We start from the raw sequence: 25,072 nt of genomic DNA, 5'->3' as shown, positions 1-25,072 counted from the left end.
GCGTTTTATCAGTTCCTGGCGTGCTTTTGTTAAATAGAGGTCCTGTTTGGCCTCTTTATCTAAACGGTTCTGATACTACATTCTCTTTTTCCGGGAAAAGGTTAGTTTAAGGTTTAACAATAACCTTTTGAGTTGTTTTTTGAATAAAGGAATCAGTCCCGATTTAATCAGGACCGGGACTGATCCCGATTGATTAGGTAGTGGGAGGTGGTTTTGGTCGATCATCTTTCGGTGGATCATCATCTGCGAATGTATCCGGTTTGTTTTGAGGAGACATGTCATTTTTCTCGCAAGAATAGAGGATAGATGTGCCTGAAATAAGCAAGAGCAGAAAGCCCAGTTTGGCAAGTCGGACAGGTTTTTCGATCGTTTTCATTTTTTACTTTAATTTTTGATTCTTGACCAAAAATTCGAGTCAAAAAATAAAGGGTAAAATGAATGGAGATCGATACAGTCCGGTTTTGACCGAAACTTGAAATTGAGGATTTAAAATATTGATATTGAAACATTTATACTCTTGATGCGAGAAAAAATAATCCATCTGAATCGGATAAAATCGCTTTACGATCTCGTATAAACCTAACGAAAATATGACGAAGAGAAACAAAGGAATCGAGCTCAGCCCGGAAATGATCAGATACGTTTGGGGAGAACTTTTGACAAAATTTGAAAAGCATATCGGGACCTGTACTCCCGGGTATTTCAGGGAAAAACCGGAAGAATTCTGGAAGGACCAGGGGCTGAGGAAAAATTTCATAAAAGACCTGGAAGAAAAAACCACCCATAAGGTTTCAAAGATTGTGCTCATCAGGTATGAGGAGGATGAAATCACTGAAGATTACATCAACAATCATTTCGTAAAAAGAACACATTCCAAATTTCAGCCAGGGTACCTGGATCGTTTTGCCTTTTATTTAACTCAGGGCAAAACCAAATACTGGAACGATTACCTCAAAGCAGTGGAGGGAATCGTTCCGGTTACGCCGGATAAACCTGACCATCTGATTCTGCCGGGTTTGAAAAAACTGGAAGGCTATTGGGTAGGGTTAAATAAAAATGTCAAAGAAGGCCGCTACGTGAAATGCAGGTACAGGATCTGGCAGGAAGGTAATGTAATGAAAGTCGAACGGGAAGGCTTCAATAATGAGGTCTGTTTCCAGGGGCAGGTCATCATGCAGGATGATGCTTCTTTCGCTTTCCTGCTTCACGGAAAAGAAAGAAAAGGTTTTAAACACCTGGTGGCCAACGGCGGTAATCCTGAGCCGGAAACTCTGAAATGTGTAGGCACAGCCATGAGTACCGAATACCACCGGCAGGTGATCGTAAAGGAATTTTTGTATAAAGTGCCGCATGTTTTTGCCATCAACACGGCGGAGGTCATTAAGTTTGAGAATCTTCAGCAACATCTGATGGCTGATTTCGGGGAGGAGGATGTTTCAGGTTTGCTGGGTGAAATCCTGGATTTTCTTGGTGAAAAGGAAACATCGGTATTTCCAATTGAGGACTTGAGTCTCATTAAATCCTATCACCTGGAAAAAATCAAGAATGAGGCTTCAAACGCGGGCGTGTCGGTTATAAAAGATGAGTCACTTAACGGGGCATTGTTGCACCTTGATAATGAGGAGGAGGCTATCGTTCCGCTTCAGCAAAAGAAAATACTCAGGTTCTATCAGGATAAAAAAGAGAACGTAGAGAAAGGCATCCGGATTGGAAGGGAGATTTATGAAGATTATATTTTTATGAAATTTCTGAACATAAAACTGAATCTGCAGCTGAACCTGCTTTTTAATTTCAAAATGAAATTTTTGAAAAGATAATCATAAAGCGATTTGTAACCCGGGTTTTGTGTAATGTCAGCTTATTTTAAGTTATTTTTGTGGAGGAGGTAATGAAAGATTTCATTTTTTTCGAGATATTTTTTAAAACTCACTAACCTTTTATGTCCATACGCAGATTAATACAATAAACCTTATAGAAATAAAGTGCGTAATTATTCAGATAAAGAAATAGTTGAATTGCTGAGGTCTGAAAACAGCCGTGAAAGAAACCAGGCTTGCGGGATTTTGGAAGATAAATTTAAGCGGAGAGTGTTAGCCTGGACCAGAAATCAAAAGGGAGGACTTGACGGAGAAGATATTTTTCAATCAGCGATACTGGAATTCATCCTGGCAGTTCAGTCTCACAGGTACGAGCCTCAGGAAGGGGTAAATATGTATTCATACTTTTATCTGATTATGAGAAGCGTCTGGATCAAAAGTTCACCTTTTAACTTAAATAAATCAGGGGACATAGAATGGTATAATCTTATTCCCACAGAGGAAAGACAACAAAATCCTGAAGAAGTTGTAGATTATGAATTAAAAAGAGAAACTTTTCTCGGAGCTATTGAGTCACTGGATGTTTTAGAGAAGAATATGATTAAAGCGATTTTTATTCATGACCGCAGATTGGTAGATATTGTGGAGGAATATAATCTTAAAAATTATAATAACGCCAAGCAAAAGCTATTGTCAGTACGGAAAAAACTCAGTGTGCTCTTCGGAAATACACAATTATTCGGAATCAAAAATGACTAAGACGATGAACCAATCAGAAGAATACACAGAATTGTTTCTCAGGAAAATTAAGAATTTAACCTCCACTGAGGAAAATGAAATGATCATGAAATTATTATCGGAAGATCCTGCATTGATGAAAGAATTTGAAGAGTTGAAGGTAATGGCCGAAGCCATAAAGCTTTATGAATATCAGAAAGAGGCGGAGGCATATTTCAGAAAGCCGGTTGTCAGGAAGATAAATGTTTTTATGTGGCAAACTTTAAGCAGGGCGGCCGTTTTTATTTTGCTAATCGGTGGGTCTTTTATAGCCTACCTGACTTTTTCGGGTAATTATTTGCCGGGCATTAACGCAGACGCCGGAGTGGTAAGGTCGACCAACAGTGAATTTAAGCCCTCTCCCAATATTTTATCCAGACAGGAAGTGGCCTTTGAAAAATTTGTTTTGGGACAAGGTTACTTTTCTTCAAAAGACTTTCCTAAGGCCATTCAGTTATTCGAAGAAGCTATCAAGACGCCTGACCTGAGGAATCAGGTGAAGGAGGCCCTGGAATGGCACCTTTGCATTGCCTATCTTTCGAATAATCAAACTGAAAAGGCCGACTACTGGATGACTGAAATAGAAAAAATCAGTGAGCCCAAATACCAGATTTCATGGGTTAATAAGCTGAAGGTAAAATGGCAGATATTAATTAAAAAAACGTTTTCTTGAGCGGATACCATAAACAATACTCCCGCTGAGAATAACCACCATCAGGCCATACATCACATATCTGAGAATAACCGGCCAGATGATCAGAGGCGAAACATCCCCGATAATTTGCAGGTGTGCCCAGTAATACGGAGGGTCATTCCTGAGCCCCGTTTCCGTTTCCAGGTATTCAAGCTTGGCCAATCTTAAAGCCACATCTTTTCTTTCTCCCCGCATCAGATGTTTGTAAAATAAACTGACCAGTACGGCCATACTTTCATCGTGCACCTCCCATAGGCTCCCTACTACAGACGGACACCCGCCGATAGAAAAAGCCTTGGCAATAGATAATACCCCACTACCTTTCATTTTCTTTCCTGCATTAGATTCACAGGCCCCCAGTATCACCAGGGGCGTTTTAAAGTCGAGATACTGTATTTCGTTGGCATATAACTTATAATTGTCATTGGCCGGAAAGAAGTTCAGATAGGGTTCTCCGTTGTTCTCAGACGCATGAGTGGCGATCAGAATGACCCTATCCTTCAATTCACTTATGGTTTTAACAAAAGTCTGTTTCGTTGATTTTTCGTTGATGATGGATTGCCCTTTTATACCGTTAATTTCTTTGATGGTGGAAGGCAGAATCGTCAGATTCTGTATATTGATGTCACTGCTGTTTTTGGTTTTGCTACCAAACGGAGCAAAAGAAAGCCAGTTCTGGTCCGCTCTTGAAAACTTGTTTTTGATTTTATCATTATAGTTAAGAGCCGAGTTCAGATAGGAGATATTGTATTTTTTGATCAGGTAGTCATTTGATTTTTCATGAGGCACCAGGATGTCAAAACTCAGTTCGATCATTTCATTGTCGGGATTAATGATCAGGTTGTCAATGCCTTTAAGATCAGCTTCAAAGGGCTTGATCAGGATGTTATAAAAGTAAGCAGCACTCTTTCTGGCTTTGAAGCCCGAGTAGGGGCCGGGGTTGGTTGTTAAGGCTGTTTTTAAGAGATTTTTGTTGAATTTAAATTCTTCTGGGTGGATGGGGATTTTCTTTAAGGCAATTTTATTTTTTTTTGTAAGAGTAGCATAAATATAATTTCCTATAATGCTGTAATTAAGGTATAAGGATTTTGAATTCAATTTTTTCTGAAAAGAATTAAGATTAGAATAATTCTCTGATTTGAAAGATTCCACATAAGAACGGTTAACAATACTCAGTTTTTCTAAAATCTGATTAACTTTTAATTCATAGGTTTTAATAGCTTCTTTATCCTTGTCTTTCGAACCTTTTAAATACGCTAAATATATTTGATTGGCTTTTAGTTTCGTAATGAGACTATCTGATCCAGAATTTCTATAAGAATTCTGTAAAGCTAAATTGTCAGATAAAATAATAGATTTACTTTCTTCCATTATTTTAAATCCATAATCTAGATAGTTTTTCAGCTTAGTTTTTTCATAAAGTAGAAAACTCAATTCTATTAGTTTTTCATATTTATTATAAAATGAATGAGAGAATAAAGCTCTAGAATCTAAGGTTTCGTGGCTTTGTCTTATTTTTTTTCCAATGGCGATTGATAATTTTTGAGTATTGAATGCAAGTTCAAGATATTTTATTTCCTTTTCCTTCGAATAAAGTAGGGTCAAGATTTCAACTTTTGTTACTAGAATATTTAGAATACCTATCGAGGTGTACATAGATGAAATATTTGTTGGATTGTTTAGATCACCTATGGTACTATCTTTTGTAATCTCTATTAATGCTCTTTGAACATACTTTAATGCGTTAAAGTAATCTCCTTTTAAGACTTCGATATGAGATAGACCAATTAATGCTTGATGGTTTAAGTTAAGATAATAAAACCCACTACTCATATTTTTTGCTAGTATCTTTTTAAACAAAAACTCAGATTTAATAGTGTTTTTATTCTCCAAGGATATATTTGCCTTTAGAAGTTCTATTTGTTCTATGAGTTGAATTGCTTTCCTTTGAGGCAGGTTTACTAAAGCTATTTCTTTTGATTTATTGAGGTAAGTTAATGAGTTAGAATATTCCTTTAATTCATAATAAGATTCACCAACACTAAAGTACATATTTGCTAAATGGATATCTTTTATTGTTTTACCTTTTATATTGTAAACATTGAATGCTTTTTGATATAGTTCAATAGCTTTTATATGATTTTTTTTATTAATAAGAATTCCACAGAGATTATGAAGAATTAATGCATAATCACTTTTAATTTCTAATTTCTCTGCCAACGAAAGTGCTTTTTCATAATACTGTGTAGCTCTATCAAGATCACCCAAGCTATGCCATAGACTACCTTGGTTGGAATAATGAAATGTTACATAAAGTAAAATTTGATACTCTAATTCAGGATGCTCATGGAAAATTTGATTTGCTATTTCATAATGAGCAAAAGAAGCTTTTAAGTCGTAGAGACTTCTAAAGCAAGGAGCAGCAGCAGAATGAAGTTTAAATTCCGTGGAATCGTTGGATATTTTATTTTGTTTAAGAATCTTCAGTCCGTTAAGACATTGATCAGTTGCTTTCTGGTAGTCACCTTTACCAAATAACGCCCCGCTTAAGTCCACACAAATATTTGCTTGCCATAACAAGTTATTTTCCTTTTTTGCCTGATCGAAAGCTTTCTGGTAAAGTATTAATGCTTCATCATTAGATACCTTTGCTGCTTTATTCCCCTTCTGCCACAAACGAACAATCGACTCCTGTGCAAACCCCGTGCGTGAAAGAAATAAAATAAGGAAGAAAAGGTTTCTCATTTTTGGGTTATTAAATGGCCACTCGCAGACAAAAATATCTTTTTTTCTGAACAAATCAAGCTTTAAACGGCTTCAAGTTCATGAAATAAAAACTCAGAAAAAGGACGGGTGAAATACAGCAGATGCAGGGCAGATATTTATAGATTGCAGTTCAGCCAATTAACCTTGACGCATTTTATATGAACCGAGGACGGAATATAAAAGAAAAAGCTCCCGAAAAATTCGAGAGCTTTTATCTAACCCCTAAAATAAACCACTATTTTAAGTCTTTATGCGTGCACCAAACTACATATCTAATATTAATACATTAATAACGTAAAACCCCCACCAAAAAATTGCATTTATACTAAAATAATTATTTAACGTGGTGTTATGTTAAGATTTTAACATTATTTCGACCTTCCTGAGGCTAAATGCTGGCCTGAAATTCATTTTTCTGTTAAATTTTGAACTGAAGGCTGGCATAAAACCCGCGTCCGTCGGAGGGCAATATGCCGGGGCCGGGATAGCCGGTGGCCCTGCGTGTAAAATACATGCGGTTAGCCAGGTTATTGACACTGGCCTCCAGTCTGAAATATTTTTTGAAATCATAAGACAAACTCACATCCATGATGGTGTAGGCGGGAATGCGGCCAACCACACCGGTTAAGCCTCCGTCGGTGGCATTGGTGGCCTCGGTAAACTGCTCTGAGAGATGAGAAAGCTGATAAGAGCCTTTCCATCTCTTGTATGAGATTCTTAGGCCGGTCTTTAAATTGGTGGCAGGTACAAATTCCACTTGTTTTCCGACCACCCCGGCAATCTCACTTTCCTTGTATTTTGAATGGATATACGCGAAGTTGATAAAGATCACACCGCTCAGGTCATCGCTTTTAGGATAAAGCATCTTCAGGAAATCTGCTTCAGCATAGGATTCAATCCCCATGATAACTGCCCGGCCTATGTTGCCGCGTTTTCTTAACACCCTGTTGCTTTCATCATAAAACTGTACTTCCCCGATCCTGTTGTTATAATTGAGGTAAAAAGTACTGATATCAAAATTGTATAAGGTTGTCTGGGTACTTCTGATACCGATGTCTGCAGATTGTCCTTTTTCATCTTTCATATTGGGGTCTATCACCGACGACGGATTGGATATCCGCATGTCACTGAAGGTGATGGAGCGGTAATTCTGAGATAAATTGGCGTAAATATCTGTCTGAGTACCAGGTTTGTAACTTAAACCCAGACCTCCCAAAACAAACTGCCTTTCGTTGGTCCTGCGTTCGTTGGTTTTGGTTATATTGATAATGTTTCCGGCCAGATCTCTTGAAATAGTGCCGTAATAGCCTTCAGCAGTAGTGAAAATGTATTCATAGCGGATACCCGGAGTAATGGAAAATTTATCATGAACATAGAAAATATTCTCCAGGAAAAGAGAGCTGTTGCGGTTCGGGAATTCGTAATCATGGGTAATGAAACGCTCGTCAGCTATAAAATTGAAATCTGCATCTTTGCCTTTGCTTCCTGATCCCTGCACACTGTGATTGTACCCATGATAATAACGGTTGCCCACCAGCAAAACAGAGAGCATTTTGCCCAGGTAATACCTTTTGAGATAACGGGCTTCGGCTCCCCAGTTAAGAAAGTCTCCTTTGATCAGGTCTCTTTCGCTGTTATCATCAATCGTGGCTACGCGGTTTGGTCTGAATCCCAGTGAATAGCGATTGGCCAGTAAGCTGAATACCCTCAGGTTGAAGTCATTTTTTTCGTTAAAATGATGGTCGAAATGCAGGGCCAGCATGTTCCAGTTCACATTAAACCAGTTGCGTTCACGGTTACTCTGGCGGGGATCTGCTGCGAACATGGCATCCGAAAGCCCTCCCGGTTGTTGGGCCAGATAATCCATGTGGGTGTAATCAATTCCGATTTTTGTCTTTTCTGAGATCTGATAATCAACGTCGAAGAAAGCGTTCAGATTGTTAAAATGGGAATTGGGACGCCATCCGTTACCCTTTTTATATTGTACAAAAGTGTAATAACTCAGTTTGCCCACAGTGCCTCCGAGGCTGGTAAAGCCATTGTAGAACCCGAAAGAACCGGCACTCTGGCGGGCAGTCAGTTCGATCTTTTTGTTTTCAGGAGCTTTTTTCATGACAAAATTCAGCAGACCTCCGAATTGCGTTCCATATTGCAAAGAAGCCGCACCTCTTACAATCTGGATTCTTCCCAGGGCCTCTACAGGCGGGGTGTAATAGCTTTCAGGATAACCTAGAGCGTCAGCACTGATGTCATAGCCGTTTTGCCTGACATTGAAGTTGGCCGTACGGTTAGGGTCAAGCCCGCGGCCGCCGATGCCGAGTTGTAATCCCGCTCCCTCATTTTCATAAATATTGAGTCCGGCCACTTTGGCAAAAACCTGGCGGGCATTATTGGTGGCCATATTTACCGTCAGTTTTTCGGGCAAAATAACTTCAGTTTTCTTGCCTTCATAGATCCCCATGCTTTCCACGCCCCGCATACGGGTGAAGCCGAAATCAGACTGTTTGTCTCTGACAATCACTTCATTGAGGACTTCGTCATATCCGTCCAGGAAGATATTCAAGGTAATGTCCTTGTCATGGATTTTAACAGTTTGCTGGCTTATTTTATATTCAGGATGGGTGATGTATAGCTGATAAACGCCTGATTTTAAACCTGAAAAGCTGAATGAGCCGTTTTCGTCAGTCAGTGCAGTAGTCTGGTCGTTGTCGAGATAGACAGTGCAGGCCGCCACCGGGCTGTTATTTTTACGGACCAGCAACTGGCCGGATATCTTGTATTGAGCCAGGGAGCTTGTTAAAAAGAAGCAGAAAATGAGGCTGTTAAAAACCTTTAATTTCATCATGAAAAGGAGTTATCCAGTTTTTATGTTTAAATGACTCTTTCTGAACAGACAAATTGGTTTCAGGTAAAACCAGCGGTTTGCCCAAACGTCCGTTAAGTGTCACATAGGAATCAACATAGACTTCAGGATCTTCGAATTTTCTTTCCGAATAATAATCCCTGAGTATATGAGCGTATTGTAATATCATATCAGGTTGGGTAGACATCATTTTTTCCTGAAGGGTGGTCAGGAATTCACTATTATTGACTACCACACTTTTGCCGGTTTTGTCCTTGACCGTAAACTGGGCATATCCTGCTTTCTCCATCAGCATCACCCGCCATGAAAAGCGATAGCCTTCTTCAGTCCAGAATAATTCACCCGGATACAAAAGAAACCGCAAAGGTAAGGCTAACTGGACGATAAAAAATGTCAGAAAAATATATTGGGTGATTATTTGTGTATTTTTTGAATACTGACAAACTGCTGACGAATGCGTAAATTCCATCGGAAGCTTAAACAGTCCGGAAACAATATCAACGATTTTCTGATGAAATGCTCCTGAGAAGAAGATCAGGGCAGTCACGATCATGATATAAGGAAACATCCCGATAGGGAATAAAACGGCCGTGAGTCCGTGAAAAATGACTACCGCCATAAAAGCCGGGAGCCTGGTTTTTTTCATGAACAATAGAAAAGGTATGCTGAGATCATAGAGGCATCCCAGCCAGCTGAAGGCATACCAGACCCATTCATGGTTAAATAAAGAACCGATAACAGGCATGTCATTTCTGGCAGGCAGCCAGATTCTGAGGGGCAGGGCATGTACTAACCAGTCACTGTTGATTTTGGCCAGTCCTGCAAAAAAGTACAAGATAAAAACAAAAACCTTGAGAACGTCAATAGTCCATCGTGGAATCAGACCGGCAAGCAGTTCTTTCTTCCGGTAGGCATCCACAGAAAAATAAACATTTGCAGGTAAAAATATCAGCAGAAAACTGATCAGGCTGATGAAGTAATAATGATTGAGGTAAGTGGATTTGTCGATCAGTTCAATGTAAGTGAAACTGATAAAAAGAGTGGTAGCTGCCGTTCTGTAAAACCAGCCGGCAGCTACCATTAAGGCCGAAACGGCCGCTATGGCAAATAGTAAATAAGTATATGCTCCTAATGACCTTACAAATTCGAATCCGAAAAACGGAAAGAAATACTTCGGCGTAATATACAGGTCGGTAATCCAGCCTTTGACCCAGAAGCGTGCCAGCCCGGCAAAAATCATCAGGCCAAAGCCCATTCTGAAAACTGCCAGGGGTGCTGCTGATACTGTTTTAGAGAAATATCCTTTCATGTCCCGGATCAGTCTCCGTCGTTATCTGTGTAAGTGATGGTGATACTCATGGCAGAAGTCATATCCACCTTAAGCATTCTTACAGCCTTTTGCATTTCGTTATATACGTCCTTCATTTTCTGGTTGTTGTTTTTGACTTCATCAGAAAGGTTAGGGCTAAGACTCTCCAGTTTGAGTTTACTGGCTGCAAACTGTGTATTGATGATTTCTGACAAAAGTTTTCCGGTGCTGCTGTCTTTGGCTCCCAGGGCATTAAGGTATGTTTTGAAAGACGGGCCTTCTTCTCCTGATTTGCTGCTTTTTCCGTTAAAGAAATCTATGGCCGCCTGATGTGCATTTTTAGCAAGGTCCAGGGATATGTTTTTCTGATAATAAGCTTCTACTTTATCAGCTGCAGGGACGCCGTTCAGCATGGCTCCAGAAGGAATACCGAATTTGCCCGAGCGGATATATCTTTCATAATGCAAAACATAGGCATTGATCATCAGGGAGGTAGAGGAACCGATGTCCAGTCCTGTTTTATTGATAAAGGTATCTTTGTACGAACCCTGCCACTCGTTCATGACTTTTCCTAACAGTGTGCTCATTCTTCCGACCAGCCTCTTGACAGAAGCAGTTCTTTTGGCCCCTTCCGCAGGTGCTGTATAAAAAGCCACTACGGCCTGATCTGTGGCCCCTACACCAAACAAAAGATAATCCAGGGCAGGGAAACCTTGCCTGGCATAAGAGTCCGGCGTGTCAAGATTAGAATTGGGATCAGCGAAGTCACCCGTAATCCCTGCAACATTAGCCGGATAAATATTGAAGAAATTCCTGATGGTATATTTTTCTCCCGGACCAAATTCAAACAGTTCGACTTTCTGCCATTCCAGGTAAGCCTCTGTGTAGGCGGTCCGCAGTTCTGTAAGCGTAGTAAGGTCGGGTTTTGCTGTAAAAGCGTCTGATTTGGTTGCCATGACATCAAATTTTACTTTAAATGCGGCATAAGAAGGGAGAATAATGTTGTCGGTAATGTTGGTAAGAATGGCTTTGCGGTCTTTCCCTTCATCTACCGGATCAGGGTCTTTTTCATCGGTACTACCGCTACCGCAGGCCCACAGAAGCATGGTCAGGATACCAATGCCAAAACTTTTTTTCAGGTCAAAAAACTTCATATTTGAAAATGATAAATGGACTGACAGTATTTTTTGCTGTCAGTCCACTGGTTTAAAAAACTAATCTGCTCTCAGATTATAATTTAAATTTTGTTGCGATTGCTTCACTGGCTGCGTTGATTTTATCGTTGGTCAGATCCCAGAAACCACCAGGTGAACCAACTAAACCTACAAGAATAGCATCAGAAAATGCTGCATCTGCTCCGTTTAATTTACAGAAACGAAGGGAATAGATAAATCCAAGTCCTTCGCCGATAGCGTGGGCACGGGCGGCATCAGTAGTACCTGATTTCCATTTTCCAAGATATCCCAGAGCTGCAGCTGCTATAGCTTTTTCAGATTCTGTACGGATAAATGTGGCCTGTGTTTTCACTTCAGTAAGGTCGTTGTTGACAATGGCCGCACGTCCTTTTACAAATGCCAGGTGCATTTTTGGATAGGCCGGTTTGTTATATTCCCAAAGGTATGAACCCAGGAATGACTCAGCTGTCCCTCTCACTGCGTCAGTAGATTTGTCCAGGTAAACCGGGCTCAATGTAAGCATACCATATGCCTCGTCCCAGTTTTGTTCCAGTTGGGTATAATTTTTTCCTGCAACCAGTTTTTTATTCTCGGCGGTAAGTCCTTTGTCCAGCAGTACATTACCGATGTAGTCCAACTGAAGAGCACCGATCAGGGATTTCTGGATGATCTGGGCGATTTCAATCCCTTTGCCGTCTACAAGATAAGTTCCGAGTTTACCAGGAGTGTTTTTAGCAGCGTTGGCAGAATGCGACTGGCTTACCAGACCCATTTCTCCGAATACAGCTTCAAGTCTTGCCCTGTCTACGTCAGCATCAGCAGTTGATTTTGACGAAGAAGTAACGTTTTTCAACTGAACACCCGAAGTGTTAAGGTCAGCCCCCTTGATATTCAGAGTCGGGACGTCCACAAACGGATTGCCTGAGTTGGCGTACATGTTTTTCATTACTGCAACGTCCAGTATTTTGCTTTCCCTCACTGCACCGCCTAAATAATAATTCAGAGCCTGGAACATTCTGTAACGGCTGTTTCCTGCTTTAAAATCTACAGTAGTGTCACCTTTGGCATCAACAAAAAGTTTTTTGTAAGGGGTGGTGGCTGTAACAAGCGAGTAATCAATTTTGGTACGAAGATCCGGTTCTGCTGTCTCCTCTGAGCAAGAGAAAAGGGTGAAGGTTGCAAGGGCGGCAAACAGAATCGATTTTGACTTAAACATTGTTTTCGATATTTTAAACGTTAAATGATTATTATTTAGACTAAGTCTAATTATGGCGGGACAAACGTAGAACTTTTTTTTCTGGTGAGCAAATATTTTTTGAATTAAATTACAGAACGGGAAGATGAACTTTTAAGGCAGGAGGGGCAAAATGCTGTGCATTTTGAGCCATTACGCGACCATCCGGAATAAGGTTGCGTCTGAAGTTCATTTTTTGATTATTTTTGATGAAATCAGATAAGTAAAGTAAAAATCGATGAAATTTCCTCCGTGTTTGCGGGCCTTTTGCCTTGTTGTTTTACTGTTATGGGTGAATATTTCCCGGGCTCAGCACACTTTGATCCATGGTGGAACAGTGAGGGGTGACCTGGGAAAAAGGGAGATTGCTCTTGTTTTTACGGGGCATGAATTTGCGGAAGGGGGAGAAGTGATTCTTAGAACACTGAGGAGTGAAAAAGTAAAGGCTTCTTTCTTTTTTACGGGAGAATTTTATCGCAATCCTTCTTTTGAGGCACTGATCAGGATGCTGAAGACGGAGAAGCATTACCTCGGAGCTCACTCTGATAAACACCTTCTTTACTGTGACTGGGTCAAAAGAGACAGTCTGCTTGTTTCCGGATCTGAGTTTCTCAGAGACCTGAAGGCTAACTATCACGAAATGAAGAAGTTTGACATTACTAAGAAAGAAGCCCTTTATTTTTTGCCGCCCTTTGAGTGGTATAATGACAGCATCAGCTTTTGGACAGGCCAGGAGGGATTGAAGTTGATTAATTTTACATCCGGAACCCGGTCAAATGCAGATTATACCACCCCGGATATGAAAAATTACAGAAGCAGCCGGGAAATCTATAAGAGCATTACAGATTATGAAATCAAAGATAAAAACGGCCTGAACGGATTTATTTTGTTGGTTCACATAGGCGTTAGCCCGGCAAGGACCGATAAGTTCTATCAATATTTGGAGCCGTTGATCAAAGAACTTAAAGCCAAAAACTATACTTTTGTCAGAATAGACCAATTACTCCGCTGAATTTTATGCCGACAGTTATTTTACACTTCATTTTGTTGTTTTTTCAGGCAGAGCCTGTCATTTCAGAAGACCAGACCATTCATTTCCGGTTTAACCAGATGGGATATTTCCCGGAAGAAAGAAAAGTAGGGGTCATTTTCTCGAAAAGCCCTGTAGATGAAAATTTCCGTGTAATCAGTAAAACAGGTGGCCAGACAAGGTTTGAGATAAAACCCCGGAAGGTAACCAACGGCAATTGGGGGACTTTTGACTATTACTACGAGTTGGATTTTACAGCCTTAAAGACGAATGGTGAGTATTATCTTCAGGCTGAGAAATCAGGGCAAAAATCTCCGGAATTCAGGATCGCTTCCGACGCATTTTCAGATCACCAGGAAACGCTCCTGGCTTTTATGCGTCAGCAACGTTGCGGTTATAATCCGACGTTGAACGTTTATTGTCATCAGAAAGACGGGATGAGTTATTACGGTCCGATGAAAGACAGCACTTTTGTGGATGTCAGCGGGGGATGGCACGACGCCGGCGATCAGCTTAAATATTTGATTACAAGTAGTTATGCCACCGCACACATGCTGATGACTTATGAATTATATCCTGATAAGTTCAAAGATAATTTCAATGCTCTTGGCCAGCCGGGCAGCAACGGTATCCCGGATGTGCTGGACGAAGCTAAATGGGGTCTTGACTGGATCTTTAAAATGCATCCTGAACCAGATCAGCTGCTGCACCAGGTAGCCGACGACCGTGATCACAAAGGATTTAAAATGCCTGATAACGATAATTCTGATTATGGATGGGGTGCCAACAGCTACCGGGCGGCGTATTTTGCCAACGGACAGCCTCAGGGCCTGAGAAAATATAAAAGCATGGCAACAGGCCTGGCTAATCTGGCGGGAAGATGTGCGGCTGCTATGGCTATTGCCTCAAGAATCTGGGAAAAAGACCTGAAAGATCCCGTTTTCGCTGCGAAATGCCGTAAGGCGGCCCTCACATTGTATGCACTGGGCAGAGCGAAAGAAGGCTATCAGCAGGGAAACTCCGTACTGGCTCCGTATCGTTACAATGAAGACACCTGGGCTGATGATATGGAATGGGGGGCTGCTGAAATCTACAAAATTACCCGTCAGACTGAATACCTCGATCAGGCCAAAACCTATGCTCTGCAAAGCAATACTGCCGATTCATGGACCGTCAGAGATACTGCGGATCATTACAGGCTTTATCCCTTTATCAACATGGGGCATTATGTTTTACACGGCCTGGTAGATAAAAAGTTTAAAAAGAAACTCGAAGGATATTACCTCGATGGGATTAAGTATACGCTCAGAAGAGGACAGGCTAATCCTTTTAAAATCGGTGTGCCGTTTATATGGTGTTCCAATAATCTCGCGACAAGCCTTGTTGCCCAGATGATTTTGTACAGGAAGATGAGCGGGGATACACAATATGATGATTTTATGCTGACTCAACGCGACTGGCTTTTCGGACGGAATCCATGGGGAACCACCATGTTCAGCGGAATACCCGAAGGAGGGGAGTTTCCGAGAGAAGTACACACCAGTTTGTATGCCTTAAAGAAACTGGAAATACCCGGAGGCCTGGTCGACGGCCCGGTGTATGCTTCTATCTATAAGAATCTGATCGGCATCCGTCTTGATTATCCGGATGAGTTTGCCGAATTCCAGAATAATTTTGTGACTTATCACGATGACCTGGGAGACTACAGCACAAATGAACCTACCATGGATGGCACGGCGGGAGCTTTACTGATGATGACCCATTGGGGCACTAAGGCTAAGTAATCATTTAGTCAGTAGGCCACAGACTTAATTGCGGTGAACTGAAGCCCGATGGATCTGTCCCTTTCAACGGAAAAGTCCGGATGATGAAATATTGTCCGTTCCTGTCTAGTTTCCTGAGATGGATGGCATTGCAGTTGAACTGTAACCCCGAAAATCCGGCTTTAGCCAGTTTGCTGGCGATTTGCAGCTTCTCCTGGTCGAGTTCCTTGGCAATGGTAATGTGAGGGTCATTGCTGGGGCCTTTTTTTAACGGAAAGTTTTTGTTGAATAACCTCATCAGTTTTTCGAGGTGCTTTTTTGATTCTTTTTCAGGAGACAAACACAAAGCCCCGGACGACGGATAGGCAGATAGGGAGTCGAACGATACGCTGAATGGCGTTATCTGCTCACAGAAACTCTTCGCATATCTTTCAATCACCTGTAGTTTTCTTTCATGTGCTCCGAAGCCATTAAAAGTAATGTGGCCCTGTGAATTGCGGCTGGAAAACCATCCGATTTCTTTGAACAGGTTTTTTTTGTGTCCTGAAACCGCCATGTCCGCTTCAGGAGGAAGGCAGATGGCGAAGGAGAATACCGGAGAATCGTTTTCTTGTGTCATGATATATTTAATTTTAATAGGTATGATGTACTCTGCCGAATGGCCCTTATCCGGGCTTTATTTTTCTTTAAATACGTTTTTGTCCCACCCCCTGAAATCATAGTATCTGCTCTTGGGTTCTCCGGTCCAGCCGTTTATGCCTTTCTTTTGAGGAAGGTAATAACCATGGATGTAAAGAAGAGGAATGATCAGGCATCCCAGGGTGATCATTGCTGCAGACCTCCCTGCATAGGTCGAAATCAGGCATGTGATGACCAGAAACAGTATAAACTTGCCGACTCTCCGCCATTTTGGTGTTTGTTCCTCAAAATGACCGAAAACCATATTTCCGATAGCGAAAATGACGCTTACAACCGCTATTTCAAACCAGAGCGAATCAGTTGCCCACATAATGATCTGATTTATTTTTTAAGCTTCTTACCAATAAAAAAATGCTTAGTCCGGCCGCAGGGAAAATGCCAGCTGGTCCAATACATGATCATATTCCGTGTTTTCATCCTGTTTTTTTCAGACTTTTCCATTTCTCTTTCAGTTTTGGCAGCTCTTCCTCTAAAAAGTCATAAAATTGAATAACTTCTGAAATGTTTTTATGCTTGGCACTTTCTTTATCTTTATGAAGCTCATTGCCACGCATAAAAATCTGTTTAACATATTCCGTTGCATCCAGTTTGCTGTCAATGAGTGAAAAAACATTCTCATTGGAAAACTTATAATAAGATTTGCGGTCGCCGGTTACCATGAACTTTTCGATCAGTTTTTGCTTCAGTAAAAAGTTGATATTTCCGCTGATAGACCCTTTGCTGGCCTGTAACTGGATAACTATGTCATCAAAACTGACCTTTTCTTCATCCGTCGCCATCAGAAGTCCCAATATCCTTCCTGACATTTTCGCCAACCCAAATCGCTCATAAAAGAGCCCCACATCCTCTATGTATTTTTCTAATGCTGTCATGTAATCCATTGATCCTGACAAATATACAATAAGTTCAATATAAAATGAACTAAATGAACAAATGTTTTAGAAATATTTTTAATCCATACTTTTTTGCATGTTTTTTTCTCTGTTAAGCCCTTTTTAAACCAAAATCGAAGCGTTTGCCGAGAATCCGGGTCAGGATGCCTATCTGCCCGCAATGGTACATGGTGTGTTTGATGTTCCAGTCTAAAGCTTCTCCTTTCGTGCGAGCAATAGGGTGGGGAACAGGCGTAGGCTCCAGGGGTTTTTCCAGTTCTTTTTCATCCAGGGATTCAATGATGGACAGGGATTTCTGCTGCATCAGTTGCAGGTGGCTGAGTAGGTCTGAAGCAGTGATTTTTCCGGCAGCCTCCCGGGGTTTGCCGTTGGTGAAAAGGTCGCTGTATAGCTTCATGGGCATCTGCTGAAGAATGTCCATCTGGTGTCCTTTAATAACCATGATGGTATGATAATAAAAGCTGACGATGAGGTGGCCGGTTTGCCAGCTGATACTGGATTCGACAATTTCCGGAATTTCCTCCCATTTTTCCATCGGAGCAGAGTTGACGAGTTTATTCACCCATTCGTAGGCATCTTTTGTTTGTTTCAGAAGTATATCGATCTGGTTCATTTGTTTTTTTGATTTATGAAGCAAATCTATGGAAGGGAAATTATCTGGTGGTTGACCTGGATCAATAAATTAATGATCACTGATTTTTTTACGGATCCTGCTGATGGTTTCCGGTTTTAAATTCAGATAAGAAGCAATGAGGTATTGAGGCAGGCGTTGGGTTAAATCTGGCCTCTGTCTGATGAGTTTCATGTATCTTTCTTCGGCTGAGTCGAGCAGCAAGGAGCTTATTCTTTCATGAGCTCTGATAAACAACTTTTCATTCATCAAGCCGCTCATACGGGCAATAAAAGGATGTTCAGCTGCCAGTTCATTCAGTTGTTCTCTTGAAACTACGTGAAGAATAGTGTCTTCAAGGCATCTGATTTCTTTGGTCGATGGCGTGTGAGTCAGAAAGCTGTAGTAATTTGTGATAAAGCTGTTTTCGAAAGCAAATTCGTCGATGATCTCGTTTCCGTCTTTTTGATAGACACACAGCATGAGTCCTTTTTCAATTAAGCCCACTTTATGGCAGACTTTCCCTTCTTCGACAAACACTTCTTTTTTCTTCATTTCGATCCTGACAAAGGCCGAAAGGAAGGTGTCAGCTTCTTCTTCTGTGAGATTAAATAGAGAGATGAGGGTTTGTCTGATTGCTTCCATTTATAGTTTAATAGAAAGGTGTAAATGCCCTTCTAACCCCAGTTCCACTATTTTCTTTAAGGTGGATATTCTGACCTCCTTTATGTTGTTCTCAATTTTTGAAATGTAAGATTTTGTAGTTCCTGCTTTTTCGGCTAATTCTTCCTGGGTTAGTCCTCTTTCGAGCCTTGCTTCATGAATCATGGCCCCGATTTTAAAATTTTCATATCCCGCATCAAGTTTATCCCTTTTTTTTGTGCCGGGTTTGCCATAATGCTGGTCTTTGAATTCCTGAAGTGTTATTGTATTATTTTTTTTGTTCATGACTTTTTACTTTCCTGAGTTTTACTATTTCTTTTTCGTATTCATCTTTTATTTTTAATGCTTTTTCGATTTCTTTTTTAGGTGTTTTTTGATCCTTTTTTTGAAACCCGTTCGCTAATACAATCAATTTGCCATGGTCAAAAAAAACAAAATATTCGAAATACATCGCTTCCAAATTGTATTCTGATCTCAAATAAGCCGTTTGTGCCTTCGATGTGTTTTAAATAACTTTGAGGTATTTTGGGGAGCTCTTCGATCAGTTCTAATGTCCAGATGATTTTCTCTTTTATGTTTTCACGTTGTTTTATGAAGAACTCTTTGAAATAGTCCTTATAAAATATTATTTTCCGTTGTTTGGTTTCTCCGTTCACGAAGTAAAGGTATAAATAGTTGCACTAAAGTGCAACTATTTTGAATATTTTTTCAATTATCAATTCTCTCCTCAAAAGCCGGAATATGTCCGTCCGGGTTGGACAAATAGCAGGCTTTGTAGCCCCAGTTTCTGTCTTCGACGGGGCTTACCAGTTTGGATCCGGCGGTCAGGGCGTTGTCAAACTCAATCTGTATGTTGTCTATGTAAAAATATAATTCGCATCCCGGAATGCTGTTCCCTGTTTCCGGATGTGGTGTTTTATGATATAGTGCTTAGCTGTCTCATTTCCTCAAACGGGTCCGTCTGAATCCTGGTATTATTTCAATTTCAATAACTTAAACAGCAAAGGAATAAGGCCTATAGAAACTGCTATAAATACACCCACTCTGATGTAATTCAGTGTTTTCCACAGCGAAACTCTTTTCATCAGTTCTACGCCTGAGGATGCACTGTTGGCTATTTTTTGAAACTCAATGATGTTAGGGGCAAAGTAGGCCAGCGTCCATACCCTGACCGCGAAGTGTATCGCGAAAAGGATCAGCAGCCAGTTTCTGGCAAAATCAATCTTCCAGCAAAATGCAATGGCGATGATAAAAGTGACTTCATGAAGAGAGTGTATAACAATCCAGAATGTTTTCAGGTCAAGGCCATAAGGATTTTTAAATAATTGAAATGAGTCAGGAGGTGATGAAGTCCATTTAGGGACAATCACGGCAGTTTCAAACACCTGGGCACCGTTCATCAGGAAATAGATGAGAATGGTAATGAAAAGCCAGGTTTCGGCTCTTGACAGGTAATTAGCGGTTATCGTGTTCATGGGCTTTATTCAGATTTTTGGTTACGTCTTTCATAATCAGCATGGCTGACTGCATATATTTTTCAATAATTTCCCTCTCCTGCTCACTCAGGCTGGAAATCAGGCTGACCATTTTGGTTTGGAGTTCTCTGAATGGTTCGCCGACCAGCTTCATGGCGTTTTGGATGTCCGGCACAATAATGATTTTTCTGCGATCGTCTTTGTCGAATTCCCTGCGGGCCAGCTGTTTCTTTTCCAGTCGGTCTATGAGGCCCGTAACGGCCCCTGTGGTCAATCCTGTCAGCCTGGACAACTCTCCGGCTGTCATGGCACCGTTTTGGATCATGATGCCCAGGTATTTGTGGTCCGTTCCGGATAGTCCGGCCTTCCTTGCAATGGCTTCATGCATCAGGATAGTGACGTCCGAAAATTGCCGCCCCATTTCGGTGACGGTTTGAATCTGCTGCTGATCTGAAGAACCGGACATTGGAAAAAATATAATTTAGATTCTAAATATCTTAGTTACAAAGATAAATAATTGATTGAAATTAAAAAAGGAATAGTAAATGAATTGTCCGTATTGCATGAAGAAATATGGTAAGGCTCGTGAAATTTTCATTTTGTCTGCTTTTTGTTTGGTTTTTATGCCAAATCCCGTGATATTTTCTTCATTTGTGCAAACACTTGCAAATTCTCGAAAATGTCTTCAGGATAAGGTTTGTTTAACTTTATGAAGAATTCTTTTAAAAAATTTCACTTTTACAATAAAATAAGTATTCAACAAGGAAGTGGTTTCTTCTACATTTGTTTCGATTTACACGTTTTTTGCTCTGTTGTTCATGGGATAAAAACGGGGAGATCAATATTGTAAAACCAAAATAACCTTATTAAATGATGACAGTAAAAATTTTCCGTTCTGCACTTGTACTTGTTTTAACCCTTATTGTAACGGTTTCCGTTGCACAAACCTCAAAGAAGCCGGAGCCTAAAGGTAAAATCTGGTCGGTAGAAAAGGCAAATGCCTGGTATGCTGAGCATAAATGGATGACCGGAGCCAATTTTATACCAAGCAGTGCCATCAATCAACTGGAAATGTGGCAGGCAGAAACTTTTGATCCCCAAACTATCGACCGGGAGCTGGGGTATGCGGAAGGGATTGGCTTTAATACCATGCGGGTTTTTTTACACAGTGTTGCTTACGCGGCTGATCCGAAAGGATTTAAATCAAGGGTGAGTGAATACCTGAAGATAGCTGACAAACATCATATTCAGACTATTTTCGTTTTTTTTGACGACTGCTGGAATCCCGACCCTAAAGCCGGAAAACAACCTGTGCCGAAAACTGGCATTCATAATTCAGGTTGGGCACAGGATCCGGGTGTAGATGAAGTGAAAGACGAAAAGCAGTTTGCTTCACTGGAAGTTTACGTCAAAGATATATTGAATACTTTTGCCCACGACAAACGCATACTGCTGTGGGACTTGTATAATGAGCCGGGTAATACAAAAAAAGGTGACAAGTCTCTTAACCTGGTAAAAAAGGTATTCAGTTGGGGAAGGGACGTGAGTCCTGATCAGCCTTTGAGTGTAGGTCTATGGGCATGGAATCTGGAAAAATTAAACGCTTTTCAGGCTCTTAATTCGGATATCATTACTTATCATGATTATTCTGATGAAGTGTCTCATGAAAAGACCATCCAGTTGCTTAAAAGTCACGGACGTCCGCTTATATGCACCGAATACATGGCCCGTACCCGCGGCAGTAATTTTTCGAATATCATGCCTCTGCTGAAGAAACAAAATGTAGGTGCCATCAACTGGGGTCTGGTAGCGGGTAAAACCAACACCATTTACGCCTGGAACAACCCGATGCCGGACGGAGCTGAGCCTAAAGACTGGTTTCATGACATCTTCAGAAAAGACGGAACGGTTTACAGGGAAGAGGAAGTGAATCTCATAAAGAGTTTAACGAAGGAGAAATAAAGTGTTTTGAGGGCTGCCTGTTGGTCAGTGCGGTGATGGTAAACATTTATCCTGGATTATATTCTACGCATTTGGTTTCATTAGTATTTAAAATGAATGAAACCAAGATCAAAGTCTCCATTAAGTTTTTAGTGGAGACTTTTTTTGCCTGATCGCGGGTTTGTTCATTGATCCTTTGTGAGCGGAATATTTAAAAACAGGCACAAAAAAAAGAGTCACATTTCTGTGACTCTTGAGCCTCCTATCGGGATCGAACCAATGACCTACTGATTACAAATCAGTTGCTCTACCAGCTGAGCTAAGGAGGCGTTCCTTATTTTGGTGGTGCAAAATTAGGCCTCAGAATTACACGATGCAAGCGTTTTTGAAAATATTTTTTAACTTTTTTTCTGCCTGCCTGAGCCTTTTTGCAAGGATTACGTACTCTCCGCTGATAATCAGGAGAGTACGTATCCGTTAATTTTATGAAGCCTCGATAATTAATTTCAGCTTGTTGCCCAGTTCTTTTAATTCAACTTCGGCTTTGCTGATTTTTTGTTCATACTCGGCTTTGAACTTGTCTGCATTTTTAGAATTGCCAAAGAATTCGATGTTGTTTTTCAACAAAGCAATTTCGTCTTCCAGTCCTTTTATCTTACGGCGAAGGTCGTTTTCCTGTTTGTCCAGGTTTTTAGAACCGCCACCTGATTTCAATACCACTTCGACTTCGTTTTGAAGCATCAGTTTTTCTTTTTCAGATTTGTTCAGACTGGTGCTGGCTTTCACGAACTCGTTGATGGCCGCTACAAACCTTGACTGAATATTCTGCATGTCTTTACGCGGCACAAAACCGATGGCAGCAAAAGCTTTTTTGTATTCTGTCAGTTTCGAAAGGTCTGCTTCTCCTTTTTTGGTCAGTTTTTCAATTTCGTCACAGATATCCTGTTTTTTCTTCAGGTTAACGGCGTACTCATTGTCCTGATCCTTGCTCTCCGTTCTCTTGGCTTCGAAATACTTGTCGCAAGAGGCTTTAAAGCGGTTGTATAAAGAGTCTTTGTATTTCTCAGGTACATGACCGATGGTTTTCCACTTTTTCTGAAGATCAATGATCTTGTTGGTATTGGCTGCCGAAGTGTCGTTGCTGGCCAGTATTTCGTCCACCTGGATACAAAGGGCTTCTTTAGCTTTGAAATTCTGAACCCTCTGAGCTTCCAGTTTCGAGAAGAACTCCGTTTTGTGCTTAAAGAACTGCTTCAGATAGGCCCAGAAGTCTTTACTGATCTCTTTGGCACGATCTCTCGGCATCGGGCCTTTGATCGCGTTCCACTGGTCCTGAATGGCCATTACTTCTTTGGTCCTGGCATTCCATTCATTGATGCTGTCGCTTTTGAATTCTGTGAAAGGCTTCAGGTTTTCCAGCAGACGTGCTTTGGCTCCGAATATTTCTTCAGACAGCTGCTTGTTTTCAGTGTTCAGTTCGCGTTTTTTCTCATAAATAACGTCGAATGAGCTCTTCAGCCTGGTCCAGAGTGCTTCCTGCTCATCTCTGATGCCCGGACCGATCTGCTTGTATTCATTCAGCAGGTCGTTGGCTCTTTTCAAAACAGAATTGGTCAGGTCTTCGGTTTTCAGCTTTTCAGCGATGGCCTCGATTTTAGCCACCACAACGGCTTTGTTTTCTATATTTTTCTTACGATCAAGGTCTTTCAGTTCGTTCTGGATGCTTCTGATATCGAAATACCTGTCAACCAGGGCATTATAAGCCGACCATAAAGTTCCGTTATGCGGAGAATTTACGTTTCCGGCGGCTTTCCAGTCAGATTGTACCTGTTTGAAAGCTTCCCAGTTGTCTTTTACATGAACCCCCTTGTCTTCAATGTCTACAATTTCGCGGAGTTTTTGCAGAAGTTTGGTTTTGATCTCGAAATAATCTTCTCTTTGCTGCTCTAATTTATGGAAGAATGACTGTTTTTTATCTCTGATCTGAATGAGGAGCGATTCGAAACGAATAGAAAAGTTGTCATTTTTGAACTCGAAGCCTTCTTCGGAGCCATTTTCAGCGACATACGCTTTTTTGGCTTCGTTCTTCTCGTTCTGGTGCAATTCTTCATACAAGGGCTTGATCTCCTTCAGAACCGAATCAATATTCTTCAGGTCGGAGATACTCAGTTCCCTTGAACTCAGTGATGCCAGCATCTTTTCTGCAAGGTTCACGAAATCCTTTTTGGCAAAGGAACCGAAGTCTTCGTGAAAATCTGTTTCTACACTTTCAACTTCGATTTCGTGGATTTCGTTTTCGTCCCGTATTTCTTCTGAAACCGGACTTTCTACAGCTTTTTCTTCGTTTTTGATCTCAATCATTTTTTCTTCGCTTTTTTCATTTGATATTTGTCCACTTAAATCTTCTTTTGGTGTGTCATTACCGGATGCTACTGCAGTGGAAGGTGCATCTTCACTATCAAAATTTGGGTTTAAAGAAATAGATTGTCCCGAAACATTCGTTTCGTCACCGCTTTCATTAATGTCGGTGTTGTTTTCAGTCAAGTCTAAGTTCGGCTCAGTCATTCGAGATTATTTTGTTAGCAAAAAAGATCTTGCAAATTTAACAATTATACGCAAAAAACTACCAAAAGGTTGTTAATTATGAATAAAGCTTCCGTCGCTGATCTCAGGATCAATTATGTTACTAACGAATTACTGGAAAAAAATGTTTTCAACGATCCGGTCCGGCAATTCGAAATTTGGTTCAAAGATGCTAAAGATTCCGGAATTAGAGAACCCAATGCCATGGTTTTGTCGACCATTGAGGATAATAAGCCGTCATCAAGGGTGGTTTTGTTGAAAGGCTTCGATTCAGAAGGCTTCGTTTTCTATACTAATTATCTGAGTGATAAGGGAATTCAGATGGCCGAGACTCCGTTTGTGAGTCTGAATTTTTTCTGGGACATCCTCGAAAGGCAGGTGAGGGTTGAGGGAACGGTAGAAAAAGTCAGTGAAAAAGATTCCGATGAATATTACTGGTCAAGACCCCGGGGAAGCCAGATCGGTGCCTGGGTGAGCAACCAGAGTTCGGTGGTCGAAACCCGCGAAGTGCTGCAGGAAAAGCTGGACTATTTTGAAGCCAAGTTCAAGGATATGGAAGTGATTCCGCGTCCGCCGCATTGGGGTGGTTACCTGGTGAGACCAGAGAAGATAGAGTTCTGGCAGGGAAGGCCTAACAGGCTGCACGACAGGTTGCTGTTCAGCCATGACGGGGCCGCCTGGAAAATTGAGAGGTTGAGTCCTTGATGGGAATGTTGAGTGATTGAGTGAATGAATGCCTGCCCGGCCTGAGCTTTGCTCGGACGGGAATGATTGGATGAG

General features: G+C 41.0%; 24 protein-coding genes and 1 tRNA gene. 7 read left to right on the top strand and 18 right to left on the bottom strand.

Annotation, left to right across the window (positions count from 1 at the left end):
• Window positions 1–193: 193 nt before the first annotated feature.
• On the bottom strand, window positions 194–376 hold the full coding sequence (locus GVN16_RS02980; protein WP_166562339.1) for a hypothetical protein: 183 nt from the start codon (window positions 374–376) through the stop codon (window positions 194–196).
• A 214-nt stretch (window positions 377–590) separates the two neighbouring features.
• Here GVN16_RS02980 and GVN16_RS02975 point away from each other — a divergent pair, with 214 nt between their 5' ends.
• From GVN16_RS02975 to GVN16_RS02965, 3 genes are all read left to right on the top strand, one after another.
• Window positions 591–1,817, top strand: coding sequence for a hypothetical protein (locus tag GVN16_RS02975; protein WP_166562338.1), 1,227 nt, complete (start codon window positions 591–593; stop codon window positions 1,815–1,817).
• A 165-nt stretch (window positions 1,818–1,982) separates the two neighbouring features.
• Entirely contained in the window at window positions 1,983–2,576 is a 594-nt protein-coding gene (locus GVN16_RS02970; RefSeq protein ID WP_166562337.1) for a sigma-70 family RNA polymerase sigma factor, read from the top strand.
• A 4-nt stretch (window positions 2,577–2,580) separates the two neighbouring features.
• Complete coding sequence (locus tag GVN16_RS02965) at window positions 2,581–3,267, top strand: tol-pal system YbgF family protein (RefSeq protein WP_166562336.1); 687 nt, start codon at window positions 2,581–2,583, stop codon at window positions 3,265–3,267.
• Here the strand turns inward: GVN16_RS02965 and GVN16_RS02960 are convergent.
• The 5 genes from GVN16_RS02960 to GVN16_RS02940 form a co-directional block, all read right to left on the bottom strand.
• The gene (locus GVN16_RS02960) at window positions 3,244–6,033 is read right to left on the bottom strand and encodes a CHAT domain-containing tetratricopeptide repeat protein (RefSeq protein WP_166562335.1); all 2,790 of its coding nucleotides are present in this window, start codon (window positions 6,031–6,033) and stop codon (window positions 3,244–3,246) included. The genes GVN16_RS02965 and GVN16_RS02960 overlap by 24 nt on opposite strands.
• A gap of 439 nt (window positions 6,034–6,472) precedes the next feature.
• Window positions 6,473–8,899, bottom strand: coding sequence for a TonB-dependent receptor domain-containing protein (locus GVN16_RS02955; RefSeq protein WP_166562334.1), 2,427 nt, complete (start codon window positions 8,897–8,899; stop codon window positions 6,473–6,475).
• Window positions 8,877–10,226 (bottom strand): HTTM domain-containing protein, encoded by a 1,350-nt coding sequence (locus GVN16_RS02950; protein WP_166562333.1) that lies wholly within the window; start codon window positions 10,224–10,226, stop codon window positions 8,877–8,879. The genes GVN16_RS02955 and GVN16_RS02950 overlap by 23 nt, the downstream gene beginning before the upstream one ends.
• A gap of 8 nt (window positions 10,227–10,234) precedes the next feature.
• Window positions 10,235–11,380, bottom strand: a complete 1,146-nt coding sequence (locus GVN16_RS02945; RefSeq protein ID WP_166562332.1) for an imelysin family protein — start codon at window positions 11,378–11,380, stop codon at window positions 10,235–10,237.
• Window positions 11,381–11,456: 76 nt separating this feature from the next.
• Entirely contained in the window at window positions 11,457–12,617 is a 1,161-nt protein-coding gene (locus GVN16_RS02940) for a DUF4856 domain-containing protein (RefSeq protein ID WP_166562331.1), read from the bottom strand.
• A gap of 310 nt (window positions 12,618–12,927) precedes the next feature.
• Here GVN16_RS02940 and GVN16_RS02935 point away from each other — a divergent pair, with 310 nt between their 5' ends.
• Both GVN16_RS02935 and GVN16_RS02930 read left to right on the top strand, forming a co-directional pair.
• Complete coding sequence (locus tag GVN16_RS02935; RefSeq protein ID WP_310587409.1) at window positions 12,928–13,647, top strand: polysaccharide deacetylase family protein; 720 nt, start codon at window positions 12,928–12,930, stop codon at window positions 13,645–13,647.
• Between the two features lie 5 nt (window positions 13,648–13,652).
• Window positions 13,653–15,449 carry a glycoside hydrolase family 9 protein gene (locus tag GVN16_RS02930; protein ID WP_166562329.1) on the top strand — a complete coding sequence of 599 codons (1,797 nt, stop codon included), beginning with the start codon at window positions 13,653–13,655 and terminating at the stop codon, window positions 15,447–15,449.
• 4 nt (window positions 15,450–15,453) lie between these two features.
• Here GVN16_RS02930 and GVN16_RS02925 read toward each other — a convergent pair whose 3' ends face one another.
• The 10 genes from GVN16_RS02925 to GVN16_RS02885 form a co-directional block, all read right to left on the bottom strand.
• Entirely contained in the window at window positions 15,454–16,047 is a 594-nt protein-coding gene (locus GVN16_RS02925; protein WP_166562328.1) for a 2'-5' RNA ligase family protein, read from the bottom strand.
• A 57-nt stretch (window positions 16,048–16,104) separates the two neighbouring features.
• A complete protein-coding gene (locus GVN16_RS02920; protein ID WP_166562327.1) occupies window positions 16,105–16,437 on the bottom strand; it encodes a hypothetical protein in 333 nt (110 codons plus the stop codon).
• A gap of 103 nt (window positions 16,438–16,540) precedes the next feature.
• A complete protein-coding gene (locus GVN16_RS02915; protein WP_166562326.1) occupies window positions 16,541–16,999 on the bottom strand; it encodes a GbsR/MarR family transcriptional regulator in 459 nt (152 codons plus the stop codon).
• Window positions 17,000–17,111: 112 nt separating this feature from the next.
• Window positions 17,112–17,633 (bottom strand): DinB family protein, encoded by a 522-nt coding sequence (locus GVN16_RS02910; RefSeq protein WP_166562325.1) that lies wholly within the window; start codon window positions 17,631–17,633, stop codon window positions 17,112–17,114.
• Window positions 17,634–17,702: 69 nt separating this feature from the next.
• Window positions 17,703–18,275 (bottom strand): Crp/Fnr family transcriptional regulator, encoded by a 573-nt coding sequence (locus tag GVN16_RS02905; RefSeq protein WP_166562324.1) that lies wholly within the window; start codon window positions 18,273–18,275, stop codon window positions 17,703–17,705.
• Window positions 18,276–18,578, bottom strand: coding sequence for a helix-turn-helix domain-containing protein (locus tag GVN16_RS02900; RefSeq protein WP_166562323.1), 303 nt, complete (start codon window positions 18,576–18,578; stop codon window positions 18,276–18,278).
• On the bottom strand, window positions 18,562–18,771 hold the full coding sequence (locus GVN16_RS02895; RefSeq protein ID WP_255490208.1) for a type II toxin-antitoxin system RelE/ParE family toxin: 210 nt from the start codon (window positions 18,769–18,771) through the stop codon (window positions 18,562–18,564). The genes GVN16_RS02900 and GVN16_RS02895 overlap by 17 nt, the downstream gene beginning before the upstream one ends.
• A complete protein-coding gene (locus GVN16_RS26270) occupies window positions 18,716–18,949 on the bottom strand; it encodes a type II toxin-antitoxin system RelE/ParE family toxin (RefSeq protein WP_310587408.1) in 234 nt (77 codons plus the stop codon). The genes GVN16_RS02895 and GVN16_RS26270 overlap by 56 nt, the downstream gene beginning before the upstream one ends.
• Window positions 18,950–19,267: 318 nt before the next feature.
• Window positions 19,268–19,768, bottom strand: coding sequence for a transposase (locus GVN16_RS02890; protein WP_166562322.1), 501 nt, complete (start codon window positions 19,766–19,768; stop codon window positions 19,268–19,270).
• Complete coding sequence (locus GVN16_RS02885) at window positions 19,749–20,234, bottom strand: MarR family winged helix-turn-helix transcriptional regulator (RefSeq protein ID WP_166562321.1); 486 nt, start codon at window positions 20,232–20,234, stop codon at window positions 19,749–19,751. The genes GVN16_RS02890 and GVN16_RS02885 overlap by 20 nt, the downstream gene beginning before the upstream one ends.
• A 404-nt stretch (window positions 20,235–20,638) precedes the next feature.
• Between GVN16_RS02885 and GVN16_RS02880 the strand changes: the two genes are divergently transcribed.
• Window positions 20,639–21,730, top strand: coding sequence for a cellulase family glycosylhydrolase (locus tag GVN16_RS02880; protein WP_166562320.1), 1,092 nt, complete (start codon window positions 20,639–20,641; stop codon window positions 21,728–21,730).
• Between the two features lie 235 nt (window positions 21,731–21,965).
• On the opposite strand, the gene GVN16_RS02875 is transcribed toward GVN16_RS02880, so the two are convergent.
• Window positions 21,966–22,038 (bottom strand) — tRNA-Thr (locus GVN16_RS02875).
• A gap of 154 nt (window positions 22,039–22,192) precedes the next feature.
• Window positions 22,193–24,274 (bottom strand): DUF349 domain-containing protein, encoded by a 2,082-nt coding sequence (locus GVN16_RS02870; RefSeq protein WP_166562319.1) that lies wholly within the window; start codon window positions 24,272–24,274, stop codon window positions 22,193–22,195.
• 78 nt (window positions 24,275–24,352) lie between these two features.
• Here GVN16_RS02870 and pdxH point away from each other — a divergent pair, with 78 nt between their 5' ends.
• The gene (gene pdxH, locus GVN16_RS02865) at window positions 24,353–24,997 is read left to right on the top strand and encodes a pyridoxamine 5'-phosphate oxidase (protein WP_166562318.1); all 645 of its coding nucleotides are present in this window, start codon (window positions 24,353–24,355) and stop codon (window positions 24,995–24,997) included.
• The last annotated feature ends 75 nt before the right edge of the window (window positions 24,998–25,072 follow it).

Origin of the sequence: Emticicia sp. CRIBPO, assembly GCF_009905725.1 — a bacterium.
Taxonomy (GTDB): Bacteria; Bacteroidota; Bacteroidia; order Cytophagales; family Spirosomataceae; genus Leadbetterella.
Note: the sequence above shows the minus strand (reverse complement) of the source record. Positions and strands in the feature narration are given on the sequence as shown.

Excerpts from the sequence above, each read along its gene's own strand:
- GVN16_RS02980 (WP_166562339.1), bottom strand. The coding sequence starts at position 376 with ATGAAAACGATCGAAAAACCTGTCCGACTTGCCAAACTGGGCTTTCTG.
- GVN16_RS02975 (WP_166562338.1), top strand. The coding sequence starts at position 591 with ATGACGAAGAGAAACAAAGGAATCGAGCTCAGCCCGGAAATGATCAGA.
- GVN16_RS02965 (WP_166562336.1), top strand. The coding sequence starts at position 2,581 with ATGAACCAATCAGAAGAATACACAGAATTGTTTCTCAGGAAAATTAAG.
- GVN16_RS02960 (WP_166562335.1), bottom strand. The coding sequence starts at position 6,033 with ATGAGAAACCTTTTCTTCCTTATTTTATTTCTTTCACGCACGGGGTTT.
- GVN16_RS02955 (WP_166562334.1), bottom strand. The coding sequence starts at position 8,899 with ATGATGAAATTAAAGGTTTTTAACAGCCTCATTTTCTGCTTCTTTTTA.
- GVN16_RS02950 (WP_166562333.1), bottom strand. The coding sequence starts at position 10,226 with ATGAAAGGATATTTCTCTAAAACAGTATCAGCAGCACCCCTGGCAGTT.
- GVN16_RS02945 (WP_166562332.1), bottom strand. The coding sequence starts at position 11,380 with ATGAAGTTTTTTGACCTGAAAAAAAGTTTTGGCATTGGTATCCTGACC.
- GVN16_RS02940 (WP_166562331.1), bottom strand. The coding sequence starts at position 12,617 with ATGTTTAAGTCAAAATCGATTCTGTTTGCCGCCCTTGCAACCTTCACC.
- GVN16_RS02930 (WP_166562329.1), top strand. The coding sequence starts at position 13,653 with ATGCCGACAGTTATTTTACACTTCATTTTGTTGTTTTTTCAGGCAGAG.
- GVN16_RS02925 (WP_166562328.1), bottom strand. The coding sequence starts at position 16,047 with ATGACACAAGAAAACGATTCTCCGGTATTCTCCTTCGCCATCTGCCTT.
- GVN16_RS02920 (WP_166562327.1), bottom strand. The coding sequence starts at position 16,437 with ATGTGGGCAACTGATTCGCTCTGGTTTGAAATAGCGGTTGTAAGCGTC.
- GVN16_RS02915 (WP_166562326.1), bottom strand. The coding sequence starts at position 16,999 with ATGACAGCATTAGAAAAATACATAGAGGATGTGGGGCTCTTTTATGAG.
- GVN16_RS02910 (WP_166562325.1), bottom strand. The coding sequence starts at position 17,633 with ATGAACCAGATCGATATACTTCTGAAACAAACAAAAGATGCCTACGAA.
- GVN16_RS02905 (WP_166562324.1), bottom strand. The coding sequence starts at position 18,275 with ATGGAAGCAATCAGACAAACCCTCATCTCTCTATTTAATCTCACAGAA.
- GVN16_RS02900 (WP_166562323.1), bottom strand. The coding sequence starts at position 18,578 with ATGAACAAAAAAAATAATACAATAACACTTCAGGAATTCAAAGACCAG.
- GVN16_RS02890 (WP_166562322.1), bottom strand. The coding sequence starts at position 19,768 with ATGAACACGATAACCGCTAATTACCTGTCAAGAGCCGAAACCTGGCTT.
- GVN16_RS02885 (WP_166562321.1), bottom strand. The coding sequence starts at position 20,234 with ATGTCCGGTTCTTCAGATCAGCAGCAGATTCAAACCGTCACCGAAATG.
- GVN16_RS02880 (WP_166562320.1), top strand. The coding sequence starts at position 20,639 with ATGATGACAGTAAAAATTTTCCGTTCTGCACTTGTACTTGTTTTAACC.
- GVN16_RS02870 (WP_166562319.1), bottom strand. The coding sequence starts at position 24,274 with ATGACTGAGCCGAACTTAGACTTGACTGAAAACAACACCGACATTAAT.
- pdxH (WP_166562318.1), top strand. The coding sequence starts at position 24,353 with ATGAATAAAGCTTCCGTCGCTGATCTCAGGATCAATTATGTTACTAAC.